21 protein-coding genes are annotated in these 18,008 nt (G+C 66.9%); 12 read left to right on the top strand and 9 right to left on the bottom strand.

Going from position 1 to position 18,008, the window contains the following annotated elements:
• Nucleotide 1: 1 nt before the first annotated feature.
• Nucleotides 2-1,165: an isovaleryl-CoA dehydrogenase gene (locus LL962_RS00825; protein ID WP_228315535.1), complete on the bottom strand. Its 1,164-nt coding sequence runs from the start codon at nucleotides 1,163-1,165 to the stop codon at nucleotides 2-4.
• A gap of 128 nt (nucleotides 1,166-1,293) precedes the next feature.
• Between LL962_RS00825 and LL962_RS00830 the strand changes: the two genes are divergently transcribed.
• From LL962_RS00830 to LL962_RS00840, 3 genes are all read left to right on the top strand, one after another.
• The gene (locus LL962_RS00830) at nucleotides 1,294-1,911 is read left to right on the top strand and encodes a TetR/AcrR family transcriptional regulator (RefSeq protein ID WP_228315536.1); all 618 of its coding nucleotides are present in this window, start codon (nucleotides 1,294-1,296) and stop codon (nucleotides 1,909-1,911) included.
• A gap of 87 nt (nucleotides 1,912-1,998) precedes the next feature.
• Nucleotides 1,999-2,373: a DNA-binding protein gene (locus tag LL962_RS00835; protein WP_104588931.1), complete on the top strand. Its 375-nt coding sequence runs from the start codon at nucleotides 1,999-2,001 to the stop codon at nucleotides 2,371-2,373.
• The gene (locus tag LL962_RS00840; protein WP_228315537.1) at nucleotides 2,370-2,897 is read left to right on the top strand and encodes an RES family NAD+ phosphorylase; all 528 of its coding nucleotides are present in this window, start codon (nucleotides 2,370-2,372) and stop codon (nucleotides 2,895-2,897) included. Before LL962_RS00835 ends, LL962_RS00840 begins: the two co-directional genes overlap by 4 nt.
• Before the next feature lie 240 nt (nucleotides 2,898-3,137).
• On the opposite strand, the gene LL962_RS00845 is transcribed toward LL962_RS00840, so the two are convergent.
• Genes LL962_RS00845 through LL962_RS00860 form a run of 4 tightly spaced genes read right to left on the bottom strand, consistent with a single transcriptional unit; the run spans nucleotide 3,138 to nucleotide 6,064 of the window.
• The gene (locus LL962_RS00845) at nucleotides 3,138-3,473 is read right to left on the bottom strand and encodes a DUF3325 domain-containing protein (RefSeq protein ID WP_228315538.1); all 336 of its coding nucleotides are present in this window, start codon (nucleotides 3,471-3,473) and stop codon (nucleotides 3,138-3,140) included.
• Nucleotides 3,470-5,092, bottom strand: a complete 1,623-nt coding sequence (locus LL962_RS00850; protein ID WP_228315539.1) for a PepSY-associated TM helix domain-containing protein — start codon at nucleotides 5,090-5,092, stop codon at nucleotides 3,470-3,472. Before LL962_RS00850 ends, LL962_RS00845 begins: the two co-directional genes overlap by 4 nt.
• Entirely contained in the window at nucleotides 5,089-5,397 is a 309-nt protein-coding gene (locus LL962_RS00855; RefSeq protein WP_228315540.1) for a DUF3649 domain-containing protein, read from the bottom strand. Before LL962_RS00855 ends, LL962_RS00850 begins: the two co-directional genes overlap by 4 nt.
• A gap of 22 nt (nucleotides 5,398-5,419) precedes the next feature.
• A complete protein-coding gene (locus tag LL962_RS00860; RefSeq protein WP_228315541.1) occupies nucleotides 5,420-6,064 on the bottom strand; it encodes a DUF4198 domain-containing protein in 645 nt (214 codons plus the stop codon).
• 281 nt (nucleotides 6,065-6,345) lie between these two features.
• On the opposite strand from LL962_RS00860, the gene LL962_RS00865 reads away from it, so the two are divergent.
• From LL962_RS00865 to LL962_RS00875, 3 genes are all read left to right on the top strand, one after another.
• Nucleotides 6,346-6,864 carry a c-type cytochrome gene (locus LL962_RS00865; RefSeq protein ID WP_104588925.1) on the top strand — a complete coding sequence of 173 codons (519 nt, stop codon included), beginning with the start codon at nucleotides 6,346-6,348 and terminating at the stop codon, nucleotides 6,862-6,864.
• A gap of 280 nt (nucleotides 6,865-7,144) precedes the next feature.
• Nucleotides 7,145-8,863 carry an ExeM/NucH family extracellular endonuclease gene (locus tag LL962_RS00870; protein ID WP_104588924.1) on the top strand — a complete coding sequence of 573 codons (1,719 nt, stop codon included), beginning with the start codon at nucleotides 7,145-7,147 and terminating at the stop codon, nucleotides 8,861-8,863.
• 144 nt (nucleotides 8,864-9,007) lie between these two features.
• Nucleotides 9,008-9,511: a hypothetical protein gene (locus LL962_RS00875; RefSeq protein ID WP_228315542.1), complete on the top strand. Its 504-nt coding sequence runs from the start codon at nucleotides 9,008-9,010 to the stop codon at nucleotides 9,509-9,511.
• A gap of 42 nt (nucleotides 9,512-9,553) precedes the next feature.
• Here the strand turns inward: LL962_RS00875 and LL962_RS00880 are convergent, their stop codons facing one another.
• Nucleotides 9,554-9,949, bottom strand: coding sequence for a MerC family mercury resistance protein (locus tag LL962_RS00880; RefSeq protein ID WP_228315543.1), 396 nt, complete (start codon nucleotides 9,947-9,949; stop codon nucleotides 9,554-9,556).
• A 59-nt stretch (nucleotides 9,950-10,008) separates the two neighbouring features.
• On the opposite strand from LL962_RS00880, the gene LL962_RS00885 reads away from it, so the two are divergent.
• The gene (locus LL962_RS00885) at nucleotides 10,009-11,334 is read left to right on the top strand and encodes a GTP-binding protein (RefSeq protein WP_228315544.1); all 1,326 of its coding nucleotides are present in this window, start codon (nucleotides 10,009-10,011) and stop codon (nucleotides 11,332-11,334) included.
• Between the two features lie 51 nt (nucleotides 11,335-11,385).
• On the opposite strand, the gene LL962_RS00890 is transcribed toward LL962_RS00885, so the two are convergent.
• Nucleotides 11,386-12,267, bottom strand: coding sequence for an EamA/RhaT family transporter (locus LL962_RS00890; protein ID WP_228315545.1), 882 nt, complete (start codon nucleotides 12,265-12,267; stop codon nucleotides 11,386-11,388).
• A gap of 65 nt (nucleotides 12,268-12,332) precedes the next feature.
• On the opposite strand from LL962_RS00890, the gene LL962_RS00895 reads away from it, so the two are divergent.
• The 4 genes from LL962_RS00895 (at nucleotide 12,333) to LL962_RS00910 (ending at nucleotide 15,526) form a co-directional block, all read left to right on the top strand.
• Nucleotides 12,333-12,995, top strand: coding sequence for an alpha/beta hydrolase (locus LL962_RS00895; RefSeq protein ID WP_228315546.1), 663 nt, complete (start codon nucleotides 12,333-12,335; stop codon nucleotides 12,993-12,995).
• Nucleotides 12,996-13,074: 79 nt separating this feature from the next.
• Nucleotides 13,075-14,169, top strand: a complete 1,095-nt coding sequence (gene zapE, locus LL962_RS00900) for a cell division protein ZapE (protein WP_228315547.1) — start codon at nucleotides 13,075-13,077, stop codon at nucleotides 14,167-14,169.
• A 369-nt stretch (nucleotides 14,170-14,538) separates the two neighbouring features.
• Nucleotides 14,539-14,994, top strand: a complete 456-nt coding sequence (locus tag LL962_RS00905; protein ID WP_228315548.1) for a MarR family winged helix-turn-helix transcriptional regulator — start codon at nucleotides 14,539-14,541, stop codon at nucleotides 14,992-14,994.
• A gap of 103 nt (nucleotides 14,995-15,097) precedes the next feature.
• Nucleotides 15,098-15,526, top strand: a complete 429-nt coding sequence (locus tag LL962_RS00910) for an organic hydroperoxide resistance protein (protein ID WP_104588916.1) — start codon at nucleotides 15,098-15,100, stop codon at nucleotides 15,524-15,526.
• A gap of 335 nt (nucleotides 15,527-15,861) precedes the next feature.
• Here LL962_RS00910 and LL962_RS00915 read toward each other — a convergent pair whose 3' ends face one another.
• Nucleotides 15,862-16,716: a DUF2884 family protein gene (locus LL962_RS00915; protein ID WP_441004844.1), complete on the bottom strand. Its 855-nt coding sequence runs from the start codon at nucleotides 16,714-16,716 to the stop codon at nucleotides 15,862-15,864.
• 158 nt (nucleotides 16,717-16,874) lie between these two features.
• On the opposite strand from LL962_RS00915, the gene LL962_RS00920 reads away from it, so the two are divergent.
• Nucleotides 16,875-17,291, top strand: a complete 417-nt coding sequence (locus LL962_RS00920; RefSeq protein WP_167395460.1) for a hypothetical protein — start codon at nucleotides 16,875-16,877, stop codon at nucleotides 17,289-17,291.
• A gap of 261 nt (nucleotides 17,292-17,552) precedes the next feature.
• Here LL962_RS00920 and LL962_RS00925 read toward each other — a convergent pair whose 3' ends face one another.
• Nucleotides 17,553-17,849 (bottom strand): hypothetical protein, encoded by a 297-nt coding sequence (locus LL962_RS00925; RefSeq protein ID WP_228315550.1) that lies wholly within the window; start codon nucleotides 17,847-17,849, stop codon nucleotides 17,553-17,555.
• Nucleotides 17,850-18,008 lie beyond the last annotated feature (159 nt).

Raw genomic sequence — 18,008 nt, forward strand, 5'->3', positions numbered from 1 at the left:
GTCAGGCAGTGCGTTCGAACAGCTCGCGGCCGATCAGCATGCGGCGGATCTCCGAGGTGCCCGCGCCAATTTCGTACAGCTTGGCATCGCGCCACAAGCGCCCGGTGGGGTATTCGTTGATATAGCCGTTGCCACCGAGCACCTGGATCGCCTGGCCGGTGAGCCAGGTGGCCTTTTCGGCGGCATACAGGATCGCGCCGGCCGCGTCCTGGCGCGTGGTGCGCCCGGCATCGCAGGCGCGCGCCACCGCATACACATAGGCGCGGCAGGCATTGAGGCCCACGTACATGTCGGCCAGCTTGGCCTGCATCAACTGGAACGTGCCGATCGGCTCGCCGAACTGCTTGCGCTCGTGCACGTAAGGCAGCACCACGTCCATCGCCGCGGCCATCAGCCCGAGCGGGCCTCCGGCCAGCACCACGCGTTCGAAATCCAGCCCGGACATCAGCACGCGCACGCCACCGTTGAGCGTGCCAAGCACGTTCTCGGCGGGTACTTCGCAGTCGGTGAACACCAGCTCGCAGGTGTTGGAGCCGCGCATGCCCAGCTTGTCCAGCTTCTGTGCGGTGGAAAAACCCGGCATGCCCTTTTCGACGATGAAGGCGGTGATGCCGCGCGCACCGGCATCCGGGTCGGTCTTGGCATACACCACCAGCACGTCGGCGTCGGGGCCGTTGGTGATCCACATCTTGTTGCCGTTGAGCACGAAGCGGTCGCCGCGTGCATCGGCGCGCAGTTTCATCGACACCACATCCGAACCCGAGCCGGCTTCGCTCATCGCCAGCGCGCCCACATGCTCGCCGGTGCACAGCTTGGGCAGGTAGCGTTGTTTCTGTTCGTGGCTGGCGTTCTTGCGCAGCTGGTTGAGGCACAGATTGGAATGGGCGCCATACGACAGCCCGATCGCGCCGCCGGCCCGCGAGATTTCTTCCATGGCCACCACATGTGCCAGATAGCCCATGCCACTGCCGCCGTAATCTTCTTCCACGGTCAGCCCCAGCAGGCCCTGCTCGCCGAACAGGCGCCACAATTGCGCGGGAAAGACATTGTCGTGATCGGCCGCGGCGGCGAGCGGGGCGATATGGTGGCTGGCGAAGGCGGCCACGCTTTCGCGCAGCAGATCGATCTCTTCGCCAAGCTCGAAGTTCAGGGACGGCACATGCATGGAGCGACTCCACAGGGATCGGGACGTGCCGGGTGGGAGCGGGCGGGCCGCGCGGCGGATGTGGGCAGCCTAGCGGTCCACGACGAAAAAGTGAACTAAAATTCAACTATTGAACTCAGAATCAAACCATGGCTTACCGACGCTCCGCCCTGATGGAAGAACGCCTGGCCGGCAATCGCGAACGCATCCTCCAGGCAGCGCGGTCGCTGATCGCCGAAGGCGGCTACCGCAATGCGCCGGTCACCGCCGTCGCCGCTGCTGCTGGCGTGTCGACTGGACAGATTTACCGGCACTTCCCGTCCAAAGCGGAGCTTTTCGTCGAAGTTCTCAACGCTGCCGTCCAACGTGAGATGGCGATCCTGCGCACGATCGCCACTGCCCCGACCAGTGCAGCCGAGCGCCTGCGCACCGCCATCGCCACCTTCGTGCGGCGTGCATTGGCCGGGCCGGCGCTGGCCTATGCCTTCATTGCCGAGCCGGTGGAAGGCGAGGTGGATGCCGAGCGCATCCGCGGCCGGCGGCTGTTCGGCGAGGTGTTTCGGCAACTGCTGGCCGAGGGCGTCGCGGCAGGCGAGTTCCCACCGCAGTCGCTGGATGCTGCAGCCGCCTGCATCGTCGGTGCGTTCACCGAAGCGCTGGTCGGGCCGATCGCTCCCAGCCGAGGCGATCCGCAGCAAGGCGAACAACTGGTGGAAGCCATCTGCGGCTTCTGCCTGCGCGCGGTGGGCGCCTCCGCGCCGGATTGACATCGCGCTGACCGGTGGCGCGGCTGTGCTGGATCGGTGTGCTTTACTGTGCGTATACTGTGCACAGTTTCCGCCCGAGTCCATGCCATGGTCGCCGTCCTCAATCCTCTGACCTTGACCGAGCGGCTGCGCGCGCCCGATCGCACCATCCTGTCCCCGTCGGCGATGGCTGGCCTGCTGGAGTTGTCGCAGCAGGAACTGGCCGAGCTGGCCGGCGTGCATCGCAACAGCCTGCGCCTGCATCCGGAAAGCCCGCGCGTGCAGGACCTGCTACGCAATCTGTCGCGGCTGCTGGTGGCGATGGCACAGATCCAGCCGGACGAGCGCCAGCTGGTGTTCCATCTCAAGAACAGCCCGATCCCGGCGTTCGAATTCGCCACCCTGCTGGAAGTGGTCAAGCAGGGCCGCACCGACGATGCGCTGACCTACCTGCGCACCGTGGCTGCCGGAGCGGCTGGTTGAAGCTGAGCGCCCCGGCGCACTGCACGCTGTATCGCGCCTTCACCCCGCGCTGGGCGGCCGAGCCATTGAGCGGCGCGGGTGCCGCACGCTCGGGCGGGCGCTTCAACCGCTTCGGCCAGCCGGCACTGTATCTGTCGCTGCAACTGGACACCGCCGCTGCCGAGTACGCTCAGGCGGCGCCGTTCCTGCCGCCGTTCACGCTGGTCAGCTACGCCGCCGAGCTTCCGGCACTGGCCGATCTGCGCCTGCTCGACGCCAGTTGGGATGCGCTATGGGCCGACTGGACAGACGATTGGCGCAAGGCCCTGGTCAACAAGGTCGAACCGGTGAGCTGGGTACTCGGCGATCTGCTGCGCGAAGCGGATGTTCCCGGCGTGATCTTTCCCAGCATGGCGCGGCCCGAAGGCGTCAACGTGGTGCTGTTTCTGGACATGCTGCAACCCGAGCGCGTGCTGCAGGTGCTCGACGATGGCCGCCTGCCGCGCGATGGCCGCAGCTGGGGCGACCCACTGACAGTGGCGTGACTCCAACACGTCGACGTGCGAGGGCAACCGCATGCAGGCAGCTGCACGGCCCTGGCTGGTGCGCACTCTGGCGCGCGCCCGTGTCGAAGCTCCTGAGCGCGGCGAAACCTTGCGCAACGTCCGGGGATGGCGTCAGGATCGCCACCCGAAGAAGGCAGGGCAGCACGTCCGTCGCATCCGCACGAGAGTGATCGGCGCGCTGAACCGACCGCCTCGCCAGCGCTTGGCCGCGACGCGGCCTCAGCCCACCAGGACCTGCATCACGCCCGCCAGTACCGGTGCAGCCACCGCTGCCGGTACGATCGCGCCGCGTCGATACGGCAGCAACCATAGCGACAGGACCGCTGCAGCAGCAGTCAGCGTGCCCAGCCACAGCACCGCACCGACGCCCCAACCTTGCGCATGCACCGCCAGGCCGAAGGCGAGCAGCAGCAGCAACCAGCCCAGCACACGCAGTTGTCTCGAGCGTGCAGCGCCCAGCAGGCGGCCGCGCAACTCCTGCTGATGCTTGTCCATCGCCAGGCACAGGGCAGCGAACCCGGAAAAGTTCAGCGCCAGCAACAGCAGCACGCTCACGCGCTTTCCTGCAGCGGTGCGGTGGGCTGCACAGGCGGTGCGGCAGCGGTCGCGGTGCGCGCGCGGCGTGCCGCGGCCGGCTGCGGTGCCTTCCAGCGCTGCAGGCGAACGCCGGCAATGCCCAGGCACACGCCCAGCGACAGGCACACCAGATCGACACCGGCCAGTGCCCATTGCCCGGCAGGCAGCGTCACGCCCAGATGCACGTCGGTGGTGATCGCGTTGAGTACCGGCACCAGCGCGAACAGTGCTGCGCCCAGATACAACTGCCAGCTCCACATCGCACGCCGCGGCCACACGAAGGCGGCCAACAACGCTGCGGCCCATGCAGCGAAGAACAGATTGGCTTCCAGCGCTGCACGCCCTTCCAGGCTCACCGGCAGCACACGGTTGGCCCAGAAGAAACTGGCGAAAGCGATCGGCAGGCCGGCCACGGTGCCGATATTGAGTGAATCCACCAGGCGCAGGCCGAATCCGATCCGGCCGGCCTTCAGGTGCTTGGGCCGTTCCTTCACTGCCCACATCACCACGCCGCTGGCCACCATCAGGCAACCAAGCAGACCGGAACCGAAAAACAGCGCACGTAGCCACGGACCGGCGAAGTGAGCGATATGCAGGCCCACCATCACACCGCGCGTTTCGCTGGCGCCACCGGGCAGGGCGCTGCGCTGCAGGCGCTGGCCGGAAACCGCGTCGTACAGGACGGACGGCGCATTGGTCGACAGGGCCGTGGCCACCTGGCTCACGCCCACCGCCGCATGTGCATCGCCGGGAAGCGAGACCGCCACCGTGCCGATCTGCGCGCCGCGCAGATCGCGGCGTGCGCGCTCCGCCACCTGCTCCAGCGGCAGCATCCGCGCCGGTGTACCGGCCGCCTGCCGCGTATCGGCCACGCGACTGGCCGATTCGTCGTAGAAGCGCATTTCGTCGCCGGCATACCGCGCCTTGATGCCCCAGGGCAAGTACATGAACATCAAGGTCACGATGCCGGTGTAGGTGATCATCGCGTGGTATGGCAGCGCGGTCACCGCACTGACATTGTGGAAATCCAGCCACGACCGCAGGCCCTTGCCCGGACGGAAGGTGAAGAAGTCCTTGAAGATCTTCTTGTGCGTGATCACGCCGCTGATGATCGCCACCAGCATGAACATCGCGCAGAACCCGACGATGTAGCGCGCCCACAGCGCCGGCACGTAATGCAGATCGAAATGCAGCCGGTAGAAGAATTCACCACCCAGCGTGTCGCGTGCGGCGATCTCGTTGCCGGTGGCCGGATCGATGATGGCGCTGCCGTACATCTGCCGACGCCCGGCAGGTTGGCCGTCGGCAGGCGCGGGATTCTGCCAGTACATGGTCACCACCGGAGTACGCGCATCCGGCAAGGTGATGTTCCAGCTCAGCGCATCGGCTGCATGCGTTCGCAGATACCGTTCGGCGCTGCGCACTGCGGTGGCCGTACTCACCGTGGTGGTGGGCAGCTCCGGACGCATCCAGCGGCTGATCTCATCGCGGTAGTAGCTGGCCGTGCCGCCCATGAAGATCAGCAGCAGCACCCAACCCACCAACAGGCCGGTCCAGGTGTGCAGCCACGCCATCGACTGGCGGAATCCCTGTTTCATGCCGCACCCCGCTGCAGCCACGCGGCCAGCGCGAACAGCAGCGCTGCCGGCACCGCGATGCCGGCCCAGGCGCGCCAGACGCTGGCGGTGGCGAACGCCCACAGCGGCGCGCAGGCGCACACCACGATGCCGATCAGCATGCTGGTCAGTACCGCTTCGCTGCGCGGCATTGGCAGCACCAGCGACAGCAGCAGATTGGTCGCGCTGGCCAGCGCGTAACCGCCGAGCATGGCGGCCAGCGTGCGCGACAGCACACCCAGCCAGGGGCGCCTGAACCAGGTCAGCGGTTGGGCGGCGGTCGTCATGCGGCGTACTGCGTGGGTGCCGTTACTGGGCCTGGAAGGTCAGCGTGCTGATGTGGTGGACCAGCGTGACCTGCTTGCCGGCGATCTCGCGCTGCACCGGCTCCTTGGTGTTGACCACCAGGATATGGCGACCGGCGCGCAACGTCGGCAGCGTGACCTGGCCCTTCGCATCGGAGGTCAGCGTCTTCTGCCACTTCTGCGAGTCGATCACGGTGACTTCGGCCTTGGGCAAGGGCTTGTTGCGGTACATCACGGTGAGGGTGCTGCCGTTGGCGGTGGTGGGCACCAGTTCCAGGTCCAGCTTGGCCGTGGTGGTGGCGCGCCCGGCCCGTGCGTAATAGCTCACCGTCTCGAAGCCGCCGGCTTCGCCTTTCCAGGGCTCGAACACGCTGTCGTCGCTCAACCAGGCATCGCCGCTGCCGGACAACGGGGCGGTCAGGAACTCGCTGCCGCGCTGCAGGGCGCCGGCTTTGCCGGCGCTGCCGAACACCTTGGGCTTGACCACCCGCTTGATCTCGTCCTGGCCGTGGTCCAGCGTTTCCTGCGCCGGCTCGCCGAAGAAGATACGCACCGGGCCGCTGCCGTCGCGCTCGATCCAGATTTCGTGGGCCTGGGCGGACAGGCTGATGCTGGCCACGGCCAGGCAGGACAGCAGGAAGGCTTTCATCGGGCGACTCCTCTAAGACTGGCAGCGGGCGACGCAAAAGCCACGCCACCCTGGATTGATGGGAATGATACGCAATTCCCACAATCGAGACCAATGCGCCATGCGGCATTGCGGCAATTCAGGTCGCACGCGGTGCCGGTTAGCCATGCGAACGTACGCCTTGCCGGGGCGCGGCGCACATCGCTGCGAAAACTGTCATGCACGCTGGTCAGACTGGCCTGAACTGTGCTCTATACTCCGGCGCTAGCAGAGGTCTTCGACCAACAGCCAGGGGTGAGCGCGTGCGGAATTACGACCTCGAGTTCCTGAAAAAATTCTCGATGGTGATCGGTTTACTGGTGGTGATCACCCTGGGCCTGATTGCCCTGGCAGCCTATTTGCAACGTGCCATCCCCGACGAAGTCTCGCCGACGGCCGCCAAACGCGTGCAGCAGCGCATCGCGCCGGCAGGTGCGGTGTATGCCGGCACGACCGGCGCAGCGGCACAGGCCGCCGCCCAGGCGGCTGCGCTGGCCAAGGCTGCATCGCAGTCCGCCTATGGCGGAACCACCGACGGCAAGACCATCTTCGACAACCTGTGCACCGCCTGCCACACCACTGGCGTGGGCAAGGCGCCGACGCTGGACCACTCGCATTGGGACGCGCGCATCGCCCAGGGCAAGGACACCTTGTACAAGCACGCGATCGAGGGATACACCGGCCCGGACGGCGGCATCATGCCCCCCAAGGGCGGCAACCCCGCGCTCACCGAAGAGCAGGTCCGCGCGACCGTCGACTGGATGCTGGGCAACCTGAAGTAAGGTTCTCGCGCGCCGGCCGGGCCGCGCGGGATTCGCCGCAATCGGTCTGATGCGGCTGAGTGCAGTCGTCTTCATTGCAGCTACGGAGACGGGGCGTGCCGGCCATGCTGCCGGCGCGGACCGCGCGGTGCCAATCCGACTCATTGGGCGCCTGCGTTTCCGTGCCAACAGTGTCTGGCGGCATGTCGCCGCGGTTTGTTAGCCTGTTTCCGCGCTTGTGGTTACCACGCGCCGCCCTCCGGGCGGCGTTTGCATTTGATCCACCTTCTGGAGTCGTTCGATGTCGCCTCGCCCGCTGGTTGTGCTCGGTCTGGTCGGTCTGTTGGCTCCGCTGTTGTGCCGCGCCGCCGATGGCGCCGCCCAACGGCTGTCGATTGCCGATGTACAGGGCGAAGACAGCCGCAGCCCCTACGATGGCCGCCTGGTGGAGGTGGAAGGCATCGTCACCGCCGATACGCGCGTCGGTCTGGCTGGCCTGTTCGTGCAGCAGCCCGGATTCGAGCCGCGGCGTTCGCACGGCCTGTTCGTCACCGGCGCCGGCAATGCGGAGGTGACCGTGGGCGATCGGGTCCGCATCGTCGGCACGGTGCGCGAGGTCTCGGCCGGCGGCGATGCCAGTCTGACCACCGTGGACGCCAGTGGCATCGAGCGGCTCGCCAGCGACCAGCCGGTGCCGGTGCGCATGCTCAGCGGGCCGCCGGCCGATTGGGAGGCGCTGGAAGGCGAGCATGTGCGCATTGCCGCGCTCACGCTCAACGGCAGCGACCGCCTGGAGACCTATGGCGAGCTGATCGCCGGTTTCGGCGGGCGCCTGTGGCAACCCAGCGAGGTCGCGGCGGCCGGCACGCCGGCGTTCGCCCAGGTGCAGGCCGACAACGCGCGTCGCCGGGTATTGCTGGACGATGCACGCAATGGACGCAATCCAAAGACGGTGTCCTACCTCCCGGCCGATACGGTCCTGCGCAACGGCAGCCTGCTCAAGGCGGTGGATGGCATCGTCGATCAACGCTACGACGGTCAGTACCGCATCCAGGTGCTGCGGCCGCTCAGCCTGCCGGCGATGCCGACCGCGGTGGCGCCGCAGGTGGGCGGCGACCTGCGGATCGCCTCGTTCAACCTGGAGAATTTCTTCAACGGCAATGGCCGTGGCGGCGGTTTCCCGACCAAGCGTGGCGCCCGCACGCATGCGCAGTTCCAGGCGCAGCTGACCAAGCTGGTCGCCACCATCGTGCCGCTGCGCGCCGATGTAGCCGCGCTGATGGAGCTGGAAAACGACGGCAACGACGGCGACACGGCCGTGGCGCAACTGGTGGCCGCGCTCAACGCGGCCGGCACCGACAAGGATTGGCGCTTCGTCGATACCGGCAGCGGCCCGGGCGACGACGCCATCCGGGTCGGCATCATCTACCGCAGCAGCCAGGTCACCCCGGTCGGCAAGCCGGCCACGCTGACCGGTGGGCCGTTCGATCACCACAGCCGCGTGCCGTTGGCGCAGGCATTCCGCAGTACGCGCGGCGCCACCTTCGTGGTGGTCGCCAATCACTTCAAGTCCAAGGGCTGCGGCAACGCCAGCGGGGCCGATGCCGATCAGGGCGACGGCCAGGCGTGCTGGAATGCGACCCGCACCGAATCGGCCAAGCGTCTGCACCAATGGCTGCAGACCGACCCGACCGGCGCGCAGACCAAGCTGGCCGTGTTGCTGGGCGACTTCAACGCACACGCGATGGAAACGCCGATGCGCAGCCTGCGCGCCAGCGGTTGGCAGGACGCCTTCGCCGTGGCCGGAGTGAAGCAGCCCTACAGCTACGTCTACGACGGTATGAGCGGGCGGCTGGACCACGCCCTGCTCAGCCCGGCGATGGCCAAACAGCTGCGTGGCGCGGTCGAATGGCATATCAATGCCGATGCGATGGATGACGCCGGCTACGCCAAGCGCAACCTGCCAGGCCCCTGGCGCAGTTCCGACCACGACCCGGTGCTGCTGGGGTTTTCGCTGTAGCAGATCGCCATGCGGATGCGGGGAGTGGCGCGTGCGTAGCAATCGAGGCGCAGGCCAGATACGCAGTAGCCAACCCCTCCAGACGAACTCGATCTGTGTCTAGACCAAGGAGGATCGTGCATGCGTGTCATGCGAAGCGTCGGTATGTCGGTACTGCTCAGCGTAACTGCGGCAGGTTGCAGCCAGCCGAACGAGAGCGCCGCTGGCCACCATCTCCCGGCCGGCGGGCGGACCATCGCCGTATCGGAACAGGCGCAGGCCTCCACAGGCGAGGCCACGGAGGTGAATTGTCCTCCGCGGGGATATGCAGATGTCAGCTCATTGGGCCAGAGGCAACTTGATCCGTTGTATGAGATCGCCAAGTTCGCTCTCGATGGCGACTTGAGCAGAGAAGAATTCGGCTCCAATCCTCGTTACATAGAAATCGCGCTGTTCGGCGCGGAGTTTCTCTCCAAGACGGATCGTGCGATCAGGGGGATCGTCGATGCCACGAGCACGCCGCCGATCTCCGTCGCCAGTGGCGCCAAGCTCGCCTTGAAACTGGCCAGTCTCGAAAAGAACGGTCGATATGCAAGAACCGGTGCGATGGGAGCCTTGCAGGCCAAGATCAAGACATGCCTGCTGATGGTCAAGAACGACTTGCGTTAGTTCTTCAATGCTGTGGAAGGCAGCCCGTTCTGCGTGCCGGCTTCATTGGGGCGTCAGTGCGCACCGCCCCGCGCGACGGCGGATGCGCAGATTGAGCAGATGCGCGCTGGCCAGCAGCAGGCTGGCGGTCACCGTGATCGGCGTTTCCAGGTGTTCGCCGGCGAGGCTGCTGGCGCCCAGCACCAGGCCGGCCAGCCCGCAGCCTGCCAGTGCCCACACCGCCGGCGGTAGCGCATGGCGTCGCTGCGTGCTCCACAGCGCGTAGCCGCTCAGCGGCACGGCCGCCGCTGCGAATGCCACATGCACCCACTCGGCCCGACTCCAGACGCCCAGCAGCGGAAGCGTGGCCGCCAGCAGGGGCAGCGCCAGACAGTGCAGCAGGCACAGCCCGGACAGAACGATGGCGGAGTTGTCCAGAAGCGAAGCAGTCGGACGCATGGAAGGGTTCCGGCGATAAAGTGTTATATAGTAACACTTTGTCTTTCGAGATTCTCCGGATGCCTGCTGCCGTCGCCCGCGATTCACGCCTTCCCGTCACCGTGCTGTCCGGCTTCCTGGGCGCCGGCAAGACCACCTTGCTCAACCGCATCCTGCAGAACCGTCACGGCCTGCGCGTGGCGGTGATCGTCAACGACATGAGCGAGATCAATATCGATGCGCAGCTGGTACGCGACGGTGGGGCGGCGTTGCGGCGCACCGAAGAAACGCTGGTGGAATTCAGCAACGGCTGCATCTGCTGCACGCTGCGCGACGATCTGCTGCAGGAAGTGCGGCGCTTGGCCGAACACGGCCGCTACGACTATCTGTTGATCGAATCGACCGGCATCGCCGAGCCGATGCCGGTGGCGGCCACCTTCGCGGTGCGCGATGCCGATGGCTTCAGCCTGTCGGACATCGTGCGCCTGGACACCATGGTGACCGTGGTCGATGGCAGCGGCTTCCTGCGCGATTTCGGCTCGGCGTCCACGCTCGCCGAGCTGGGCCAGCAAGCCGGCCCGGACGATACGCGCGGACTGGTGCAGTTGCTGGGCGAGCAGGTCGAGTTCGCCGACGTGCTGGTGATCAGCAAGTGCGACCGCATCGACGCGGCGCAACGGCAGCGCCTGCGCGCGGTACTGCGGGCGCTCAATCGCGAGGCGGCGATCGTGGAGGCAGCACACGGCGAGGTGCCGCTGCATCAGCTGCTCGACACCGGGAAGTTCGACTTCACCCGCGCGCAGCTGGCGCCGGGCTGGATGCAGGAACTACGTGGGCAACACACGCCCGAGACCGAGGAATACGGCATCAGCAGCTTCGTCTACCGTGCGCGCCGCCCGTTCCACCCGCAGCGTTTCGCGCGCATGGTGCACAGCGGGTTGCCGCAGGTGATCCGCAGCAAGGGTTTCTTCTGGCTGGCCAGCCGCATGGACTGGGTGGGCGAGCTGTCCAGCGTGGGCGGTGCCACCCAGACCAATGCCGCCGGATTCTGGTTCGCCGCCCGTCATCGGGTGGATGCGCAAGTACAGGGCCAGCCGGTGGAGATCGGCATGACGCCGTTGCCGTATACCGATATCGGCTGGCAACGGCAGCAGATCCAGTGCTGGACCGCGCCGCTGCCGCTGCCGCACGAAGTGAGCGATGCCAACGAGTATGCGGCCATGCAGCGGCTCTGGCATCCGCTCTGGGGCGACCGTCGCCAGGAGCTGGCGGTGATCGGCGTGGACATGGACGCAGCGCGGACGCGCGCGGCGCTGGATGCCTGCCTGCTCAGCGACCAGGAACTACGGCAAGGGCCGGCGCACTGGCAACTGCTGGACGATCCGTTTCCGCAGTGGCAGCGGTGAGGCCACCGCGCCCATGACGCATGCCATCACCGCGTGCTGCCTGCCGCTGTCTCAGCGCGAGCCCCATGCGATCAGCGCGATGGCCAGCACCGCCAGTGCCAGTCCGATACGCGTCCAGCGCGTGGTGCGCTCGCCGAAGGCCAGGATGCCGACCACGGCGCCCAGCGCCACGACTCCGATATTCATCGTCGCAAAGACCGTGGCCGGGCTATCCGGCAGGCTCTGGTGCGCACGCACGTAAAACAGGATGTTGCCGAAGTTGAGGACGCCCAGCAGCAGGCCGGCAGCGATGCTGGGCGCATGCAGGCGGTGGCCGCGGCGCATCCGCAGGATCTGCACACACAGCATCAGCGCGAAGGCGATGGCAAAGCACAGCGTCAACGCCGTCAGCGACGGCGTGCCGGACAAGGCGATGGTCTTGAGCAATACATCGATCACCGCGAAGCCTGCCCAGACGGCCAGCAGCCACGGCCATGCGCGTGCCGGCGCACCGGCGTCGCCGGCAGGCTGGAGTGCACCGGAGGCGCGGGGGCGCTGCACGATACAGACGATTGCCAGCAGCCCGACCGCCAGGCCGGCGAACTTCCACGGCCCAGCGCGTTCGCCGAACACGGTAAAGGCCGCCGCCAGCGAGAGCAGCAGCGACAGGCGTTGCGCCACGTCGGTACGCACGATGCCGGCCAGGTGCACCGAGCGCGCCAGGACCAGGAAAATGCTCGGCAGGGCGATCGCCAGACCCAGCAAAGCCACCCATGGCGTGCTCGCGGCATGCAGGCTGGCGAACGAAGGCGTGAGCAAGGCGAGGGCCAGCACGCTGGCGGCAGCGTAGTTCCAGGTGATGGCCTGGAAGAGATCGATGCGGCGGCGTGGCGCCAGCTTCAACAGCACCGACACCAGGACACTGCAGACAACGGCAAACAGCAACAAATGCATGGCAAGGCAACGAAGTGTGCAGGCAGAGCGATGAACGCGGCCGGCGGGGCGGCTATTATGAGGGCATGTCCAATCCCCCATTCCCCACCGAATCGGCCGCATTGACGCTGGACGGGCCTGTCGGCCCGCTCGATGTCGCTGTCGATCTGCCCGACAGCGATGTGGCCGCGCAGCCTGTCACCGCCATCGTCTGCCACCCGCTCTCCACCGAGGGCGGCAGCATGCACAACAAGGTCGTCACCATGGCCGCCCGTGCATTGCGCGAGCTCGGCATCACGGTGGTGCGCTTCAATTTCCGCAGCGTCGGCACATCCGCCGGGACCTTCGATCATGGCGACGGCGAGCAGGACGATCTGCGTGCGGTGGCCGAGTGGGTGCGCGCGCAGCGGCCTGGCGACACCGTGTGGCTGGCCGGTTTCAGCTTCGGTGCATATGTATCGTTACGCGCGGCCGGTGCGCTGGCGCCGCAGGCCTTGATCTCGATCGCGCCGCCGGCCGGGCGCTGGGATTTCAGCGACCTGCAGCCGCCGGCGCAGTGGTTGGTGATCCAGGGCGATGCCGACGAGATCGTCGATCCGCAGGCGGTGTACGACTGGCTGGAGACGCTGGAACAACAGCCCGAGCTGGTGCGCATGCCCGACACCAGCCACTTCTTCCACCGCAAGTTGATCGACCTGCGCGGTGCGATCCAGCATGGTGTCCGGCGCTGGTTGCCGGCCGCCGTCTGAACGCGGCACGGCCCACGCGCATCGCACGCCGATGCGCCGTTGAGCGGGCAGGGCAGCAGCCGGCCCGTGGAGTATTGCAATGACCGAGATGACCCCGTCGCAGCGCTACGCCGCCGGCGTACAACGTGGCGACTGGCGTGCCGACCCTGCCCAGCAGGCGGCCCTGAAGGAGCTGGACCGTATCCACGAGGCGCTGCTGGACAGCGCCCAGGACGGCTGGCTGGACCGGCTCTCCGCGTTCTGGAAAAAACCCGAACCGGTACGCGGCCTGTATTTCTGGGGCGGTGTGGGGCGCGGCAAGACCTTCCTGGTGGATCTGTTCTACGACGGTCTGCCGATCAAGCAGAAGTACCGCACCCACTTCCATCGGTTCATGCGCGGCGTGCACGAGCAACTGCGCGAGCATGCCGGGCAGAGCGACCCGCTGGCCCGGATCGCCCAGCAATGGCGCGAAAACCTGCGCGTGCTGGTGTTGGACGAATTCTTCGTCACCGACATCGGCGATGCGATGTTGCTGGCGCGCCTGCTCGAGCGCCTGTTCGCCGAGGGCGTGACCCTGGTGACGACCTCCAATACCGCGCCGGAGAATCTCTACGCCAACGGACTGCAGCGCGACAGTTTCCTGCCGGCGATAGGCTTGCTGCAGAAATTCTGCGTGGAGCTCTACGCCGAAGGCACCGAGGACTACCGCATGCGCGCGCTGACGCGCTCGCCGGTGTACCGCGCGCCGCTGGATGCGCAGGCCGATGCCTGGTTGTCGCAGCGCTGGAGCGATCTGAGCGGAAATGCCGAAGCACGTGCGGGCAATATCGAGATCGAGGCGCGCAAGATTCCGGTGCGCGCCCGCGGCAAGAGCATCGCCTGGTTCGATTTCGCCGCATTGTGCGAAGGTCCGCGCGGGCCGTCCGACTACATCGAGATCGCACGCGAATTCACCACGGTGCTGCTGGGCGGCATCCCGCACTTCGACCGCATGAACGAGGATGCGGCGCGCCGCTTCGTCAACCTGATCGACGAGCTGTACGACCGCCACGTCAATCTGGTCTGCACCGCGCAGGACGCACCGCCGTCGCTGTACAGCGGGCAGCGCCTGGCAGGCGCGTTCGAGCGCACCGCCTCGCGCCTGATCGAAATGCAGAGTGCGGAATATCTGGCCACCGCGCATCGGGCGTAGACGTCTGGCGACCTGACGCCTCCGCGTTCGGCGCGGCGCTGCTCCCTGTCTGGCGGCCTTGTCGACGGGCCGAGGCGACGCAGCGTCCGGTCATCGGAAGTGTTGCGCAACTGGGGCGGGAATTTAGGCTGCCACGGTTGCGTCTGCCCGGCGATGCGGCCCCGAAAGAGTCGGTCGGGAGCACCGCTCATAGGAAGGGGGCGCCCATCGATGGCGGCGCCGCTTGCCGACCAGGGCGCCGCTGTGGCCGCCGGCACTCTTCACAACCAAACACTGCGTGCCGTGAGCATGCGTTCGACATGACGCTACCTTCAGGCCCGAGTCAAGGAATGGCTTGCTATTAAATAGCGCGCTATGTAAATTGAAGCCATGGACGCTGCCACTGCCACCCGCACCGACGCGCTGCTGCAGCTCGACAACCAGCTGTGCTTCGCGCTGTATTCGGCCAACCTGGCGATGCACAAGCTCTATCGCGGCTTGCTGAAGGCGCTGGATCTGACCTATCCCCAGTATCTGGTGATGCTGGTGCTCTGGGAGACCGACGAGCGCAGCGTGTCGGAGATCGGCGAGCGGCTGTATCTGGATTCGGCCACGCTCACGCCGCTGCTCAAGCGGCTGCAGGCGGCTGGTCTGGTGACGCGTACCCGCGCGGTGAGCGACGAGCGGCAGGTGATCGTCGCGCTGACCGAGACCGGCCGCGCATTGCGCAGCAAGGCAGGTGCCGTGCCGGAACAGGTGTTCTGCGCATCGGCCTGTTCGCTGGACGAACTGCACTGCCTCAAGCATGAACTGGAAAAGCTGCGCTCCAGCCTCGGCGCCGGCTGAGTTCACCAACGCGCGCCTCATCTTTCGCAGCATGTCGTACATCAAGCAATCGCCAACGATTCAACCCGCATGCGCTGACCGCGCCCAACCCTGGAGAACCATCATGGCCTCACCCGAAAAGATCCTCTACACCGGCCACGCCACCGCCACCGGTGGTCGCGAAGGCCGCGCCGTGTCCTCGGACAAGGCGCTGGATGCCAAGCTGTCCACCCCGCGCGAGCTGGGCGGCGCAGGTGGCGATGGCACCAACCCCGAGCAGTTGTTCGCTGCCGGCTATGCGGCGTGCTTCATCGGTGCGATGAAGGCCGTGGCGGCGCAGGACAAGCTCAAGCTGCCGGGTGAAGTCAGCATCGACAGCAGCGTCGGCATCGGCCAGATCCCGGGCGGCTTCGGCATCGCGGTCGAACTGCGCATCGCGGTTCCGGGCATGGACAAGGCCGAGCTGCAGGCGCTGGTCGACAAGGCGCACCAGGTCTGCCCGTACTCCAACGCGACCCGTGGCAACATCGACGTCACCCTGACCCTGGCCTGATTCGGGCCTGCGCCGTGCGCCACGCGCATGGCGCTGTCAGCCAACGGCCCGGCGCCTGCGTCGGGCCGTTGGCGTCGGTAGCAACAACGTCCTCGGCCGCGCATGCGCGGCATACCTTCTACCCGCTGCTGTCGCCCGGGCTGCTCAACGACGTCGAGCTGTGGCAGGCGCAGCGCATTGCGCTGGCCCCGATATCGCCGAGTATGTGGTCGGCGATCTGACCGGTTCCGAGGCGGCGCCGGGGGCGTTACGGTGGAACGTTCGCATAGATCTGCAGCCTGGCTCTGCGCGCGGCGCAGCTGCACAAGGCCATTCTTCACCCGCTGGCGCCACCCTTAGCGCGCAGTTACGGCCACGATAGCGTTCGCGGCTGGCACGTCCTGGTCGTGTCCAGGCGCGGTGAGTTCCAGCATCTGCAGGCGTTGCCCGTGGAAGCGGTAGTCCAGCGATTGCTGGATGGCGTACAGCGCTTGCGCCTGCACGCACACCGCCTGTGCCTGTGTCTGCAGTGCCTGGCTGCGCTGCTGCATCTGCTGTTCCCACTGTGCATCCAGTTGCGCGCCACGTTGGTCGAGCTGGGCCGCACGGCCGGTCACCACCGTCCACATCACGCTGCGGGCCAGGCTGCCGGCCAGGTCCTCGGCGGCGCGCTCGACGCTGGCTTCGAAACGCGCATCGAACAGGTCCTGCTCCCAGCGCCCACGCCCCAGGCTACCGTCCACCTGTGCCAGCGCGTCGGTGCGCAGCCGTTCCACCTTGCGCTGCTGGCGTGCGCTGCCGGACAGCACCTGCACCACCCCGCCCAACGCGTCGAAGCTGATATCCACCACCGAATGCGCAATCGAGGTCACCGCCGGCATCAGCGCGCGTGTGCCTTGCTCGAGCTCGCGCAACCGCTGTGCATCGGCGGCGCTGACCGGCTGCCCCTGACGGTCCACATCGAGCTCGCCGCCATGGAAGAAGATCTCGCGCGGTACGCCTTGCTTGCGGCGCAGCCAGATGCCGCCGCCATCGGCCAGAACGTCGTAGGACGTGCTGACCGCGCATTGGTGCGAGGACAGGTCCGGCTTGGCCGTTTCCGCGTGCGCGGCGCAGCCAATCACGAGCAGGAGCGGCGCAACGGCGGTCAGGCGCATGGGAACACCACTGGATGGGGACTGCAGCATCACGCAGCCCCGGGCAAGCTGCATGGGCGGAAAGTCAGGGTGCCGGTCGCGGCTGTGCGGGGGCGACCAAACCGTGAAATGGGTCGAGCATCCAGATGCCCACGTCATTTGAACGCCTGGCTCACTTGATTCTCACGCCGGATGGTGTGAATTATGTTGCAAAGCAGCATCGGAGCTCAGCAATGCGCGACTCGCGAATCGAAAAGGTCGATCTGGCGCTGACCGAGATCGCCCAGGATCCATCCGAAAAGGTGGCGCTATGGCAATGGGCCTGCCGCGAGATGCTGCACGAGACATTGATCGGCATGCATCAGCTGTCGCATCTGGCCGGCATCGCCCGGCATGTCGCCAGCGACTGGCGGGCGCCGGTGGACGTGATCGCGCCGGCCAAGCCGTACCTGGCGGCGTCGGCGCTGGCGGACCGCCGTCTGCCGCATGTCCTCGATGGCCTGGGCAGCACCGATGACGCGCACGACCGCGCCGACCTGTGGCGCTTGCGCTATGCCAGCCTGATCGCATCGACGCTGCAGGGCATGCAGGCGCTGGCGGAGAAACACCGTATCGATCGGCAGGCGCTGGCGACCGGGCCGTTGAACTGAGCCAGGCTGCTGCTTCTCCTCCGCCAGATGCGGTGCAGCTGAGGGCGGGCGAGCCGAGCTCGGCCGAATGCTGGGGCTCTGCGGAGCGGGTGCGGGCAGCAAGACCTGCCCGGGATCCGTGCTGATTGCGCGATCGTATTCGTCCAATACTTCGCCAGGCGCTGTCGATGGACGCGCCATGGCGTCAGCTGACGCGTTCCCAGCGATGTGGACGCTGCGCGGATTGCCGCTGACGCCTGCGCCATCCAGCCTCCAACGGCCTCAATGCACCGCGCCGGCATCTTCCATATGTCGCCAGGCGTGGCGCACGATCCAGCGCGCCTGGTCCCATGGCACCGGCAGGATCGGCTGCGCGCGGTAATACGCGTCCTGCAGCACGCGATACAGCTGTGCTTCGCTGGCGCGCGGATAGGCCAGGTAGACGTCATAACCCAGCATCAACAGCCGGGCGTAGTCGGAAAACGCGTAGCCACCCAGGTGGCCGTCGGCATGGACCGTGTGCCAATACGCGATTTCTGCATCGACATCGCGGCGGGTCGGAACGGTTGTGCTGTGCATGGCTAGGACTCCCGTGAGCGAGGCCATCCCCTGTGCCGGCACGGTAGCAGGGCAGGGTTGCCGCTCACCAGCGCGCGACGACGAGCGGTCGTCACTATCGTTTGCGCGCAGGCAGGCACGACCGGACGCGCCGGCTGCACACGCCGGCTGGCGGGATGC

The organism is Xanthomonas sp. NCPPB 1067, from assembly GCF_020783795.1.
GTDB classification, from domain to species: Bacteria; Pseudomonadota; Gammaproteobacteria; order Xanthomonadales; family Xanthomonadaceae; genus Xanthomonas; species Xanthomonas melonis.

Excerpts from the sequence above, each read along its gene's own strand:
- LL962_RS00825 (WP_228315535.1), bottom strand. The coding sequence starts at position 1,165 with ATGCATGTGCCGTCCCTGAACTTCGAGCTTGGCGAAGAGATCGATCTG.
- LL962_RS00830 (WP_228315536.1), top strand. The coding sequence starts at position 1,294 with ATGGCTTACCGACGCTCCGCCCTGATGGAAGAACGCCTGGCCGGCAAT.
- LL962_RS00835 (WP_104588931.1), top strand. The coding sequence starts at position 1,999 with ATGGTCGCCGTCCTCAATCCTCTGACCTTGACCGAGCGGCTGCGCGCG.
- LL962_RS00850 (WP_228315539.1), bottom strand. The coding sequence starts at position 5,092 with ATGAAACAGGGATTCCGCCAGTCGATGGCGTGGCTGCACACCTGGACC.
- LL962_RS00855 (WP_228315540.1), bottom strand. The coding sequence starts at position 5,397 with ATGACGACCGCCGCCCAACCGCTGACCTGGTTCAGGCGCCCCTGGCTG.
- LL962_RS00860 (WP_228315541.1), bottom strand. The coding sequence starts at position 6,064 with ATGAAAGCCTTCCTGCTGTCCTGCCTGGCCGTGGCCAGCATCAGCCTG.
- LL962_RS00870 (WP_104588924.1), top strand. The coding sequence starts at position 7,145 with ATGTCGCCTCGCCCGCTGGTTGTGCTCGGTCTGGTCGGTCTGTTGGCT.
- LL962_RS00875 (WP_228315542.1), top strand. The coding sequence starts at position 9,008 with ATGTCGGTACTGCTCAGCGTAACTGCGGCAGGTTGCAGCCAGCCGAAC.
- LL962_RS00880 (WP_228315543.1), bottom strand. The coding sequence starts at position 9,949 with ATGCGTCCGACTGCTTCGCTTCTGGACAACTCCGCCATCGTTCTGTCC.
- LL962_RS00885 (WP_228315544.1), top strand. The coding sequence starts at position 10,009 with ATGCCTGCTGCCGTCGCCCGCGATTCACGCCTTCCCGTCACCGTGCTG.
- LL962_RS00890 (WP_228315545.1), bottom strand. The coding sequence starts at position 12,267 with ATGCATTTGTTGCTGTTTGCCGTTGTCTGCAGTGTCCTGGTGTCGGTG.
- LL962_RS00895 (WP_228315546.1), top strand. The coding sequence starts at position 12,333 with ATGTCCAATCCCCCATTCCCCACCGAATCGGCCGCATTGACGCTGGAC.
- zapE (WP_228315547.1), top strand. The coding sequence starts at position 13,075 with ATGACCGAGATGACCCCGTCGCAGCGCTACGCCGCCGGCGTACAACGT.
- LL962_RS00905 (WP_228315548.1), top strand. The coding sequence starts at position 14,539 with ATGGACGCTGCCACTGCCACCCGCACCGACGCGCTGCTGCAGCTCGAC.
- LL962_RS00910 (WP_104588916.1), top strand. The coding sequence starts at position 15,098 with ATGGCCTCACCCGAAAAGATCCTCTACACCGGCCACGCCACCGCCACC.
- LL962_RS00915 (WP_441004844.1), bottom strand. The coding sequence starts at position 16,716 with ATGCAGCTTGCCCGGGGCTGCGTGATGCTGCAGTCCCCATCCAGTGGT.
- LL962_RS00920 (WP_167395460.1), top strand. The coding sequence starts at position 16,875 with ATGCGCGACTCGCGAATCGAAAAGGTCGATCTGGCGCTGACCGAGATC.
- LL962_RS00925 (WP_228315550.1), bottom strand. The coding sequence starts at position 17,849 with ATGCACAGCACAACCGTTCCGACCCGCCGCGATGTCGATGCAGAAATC.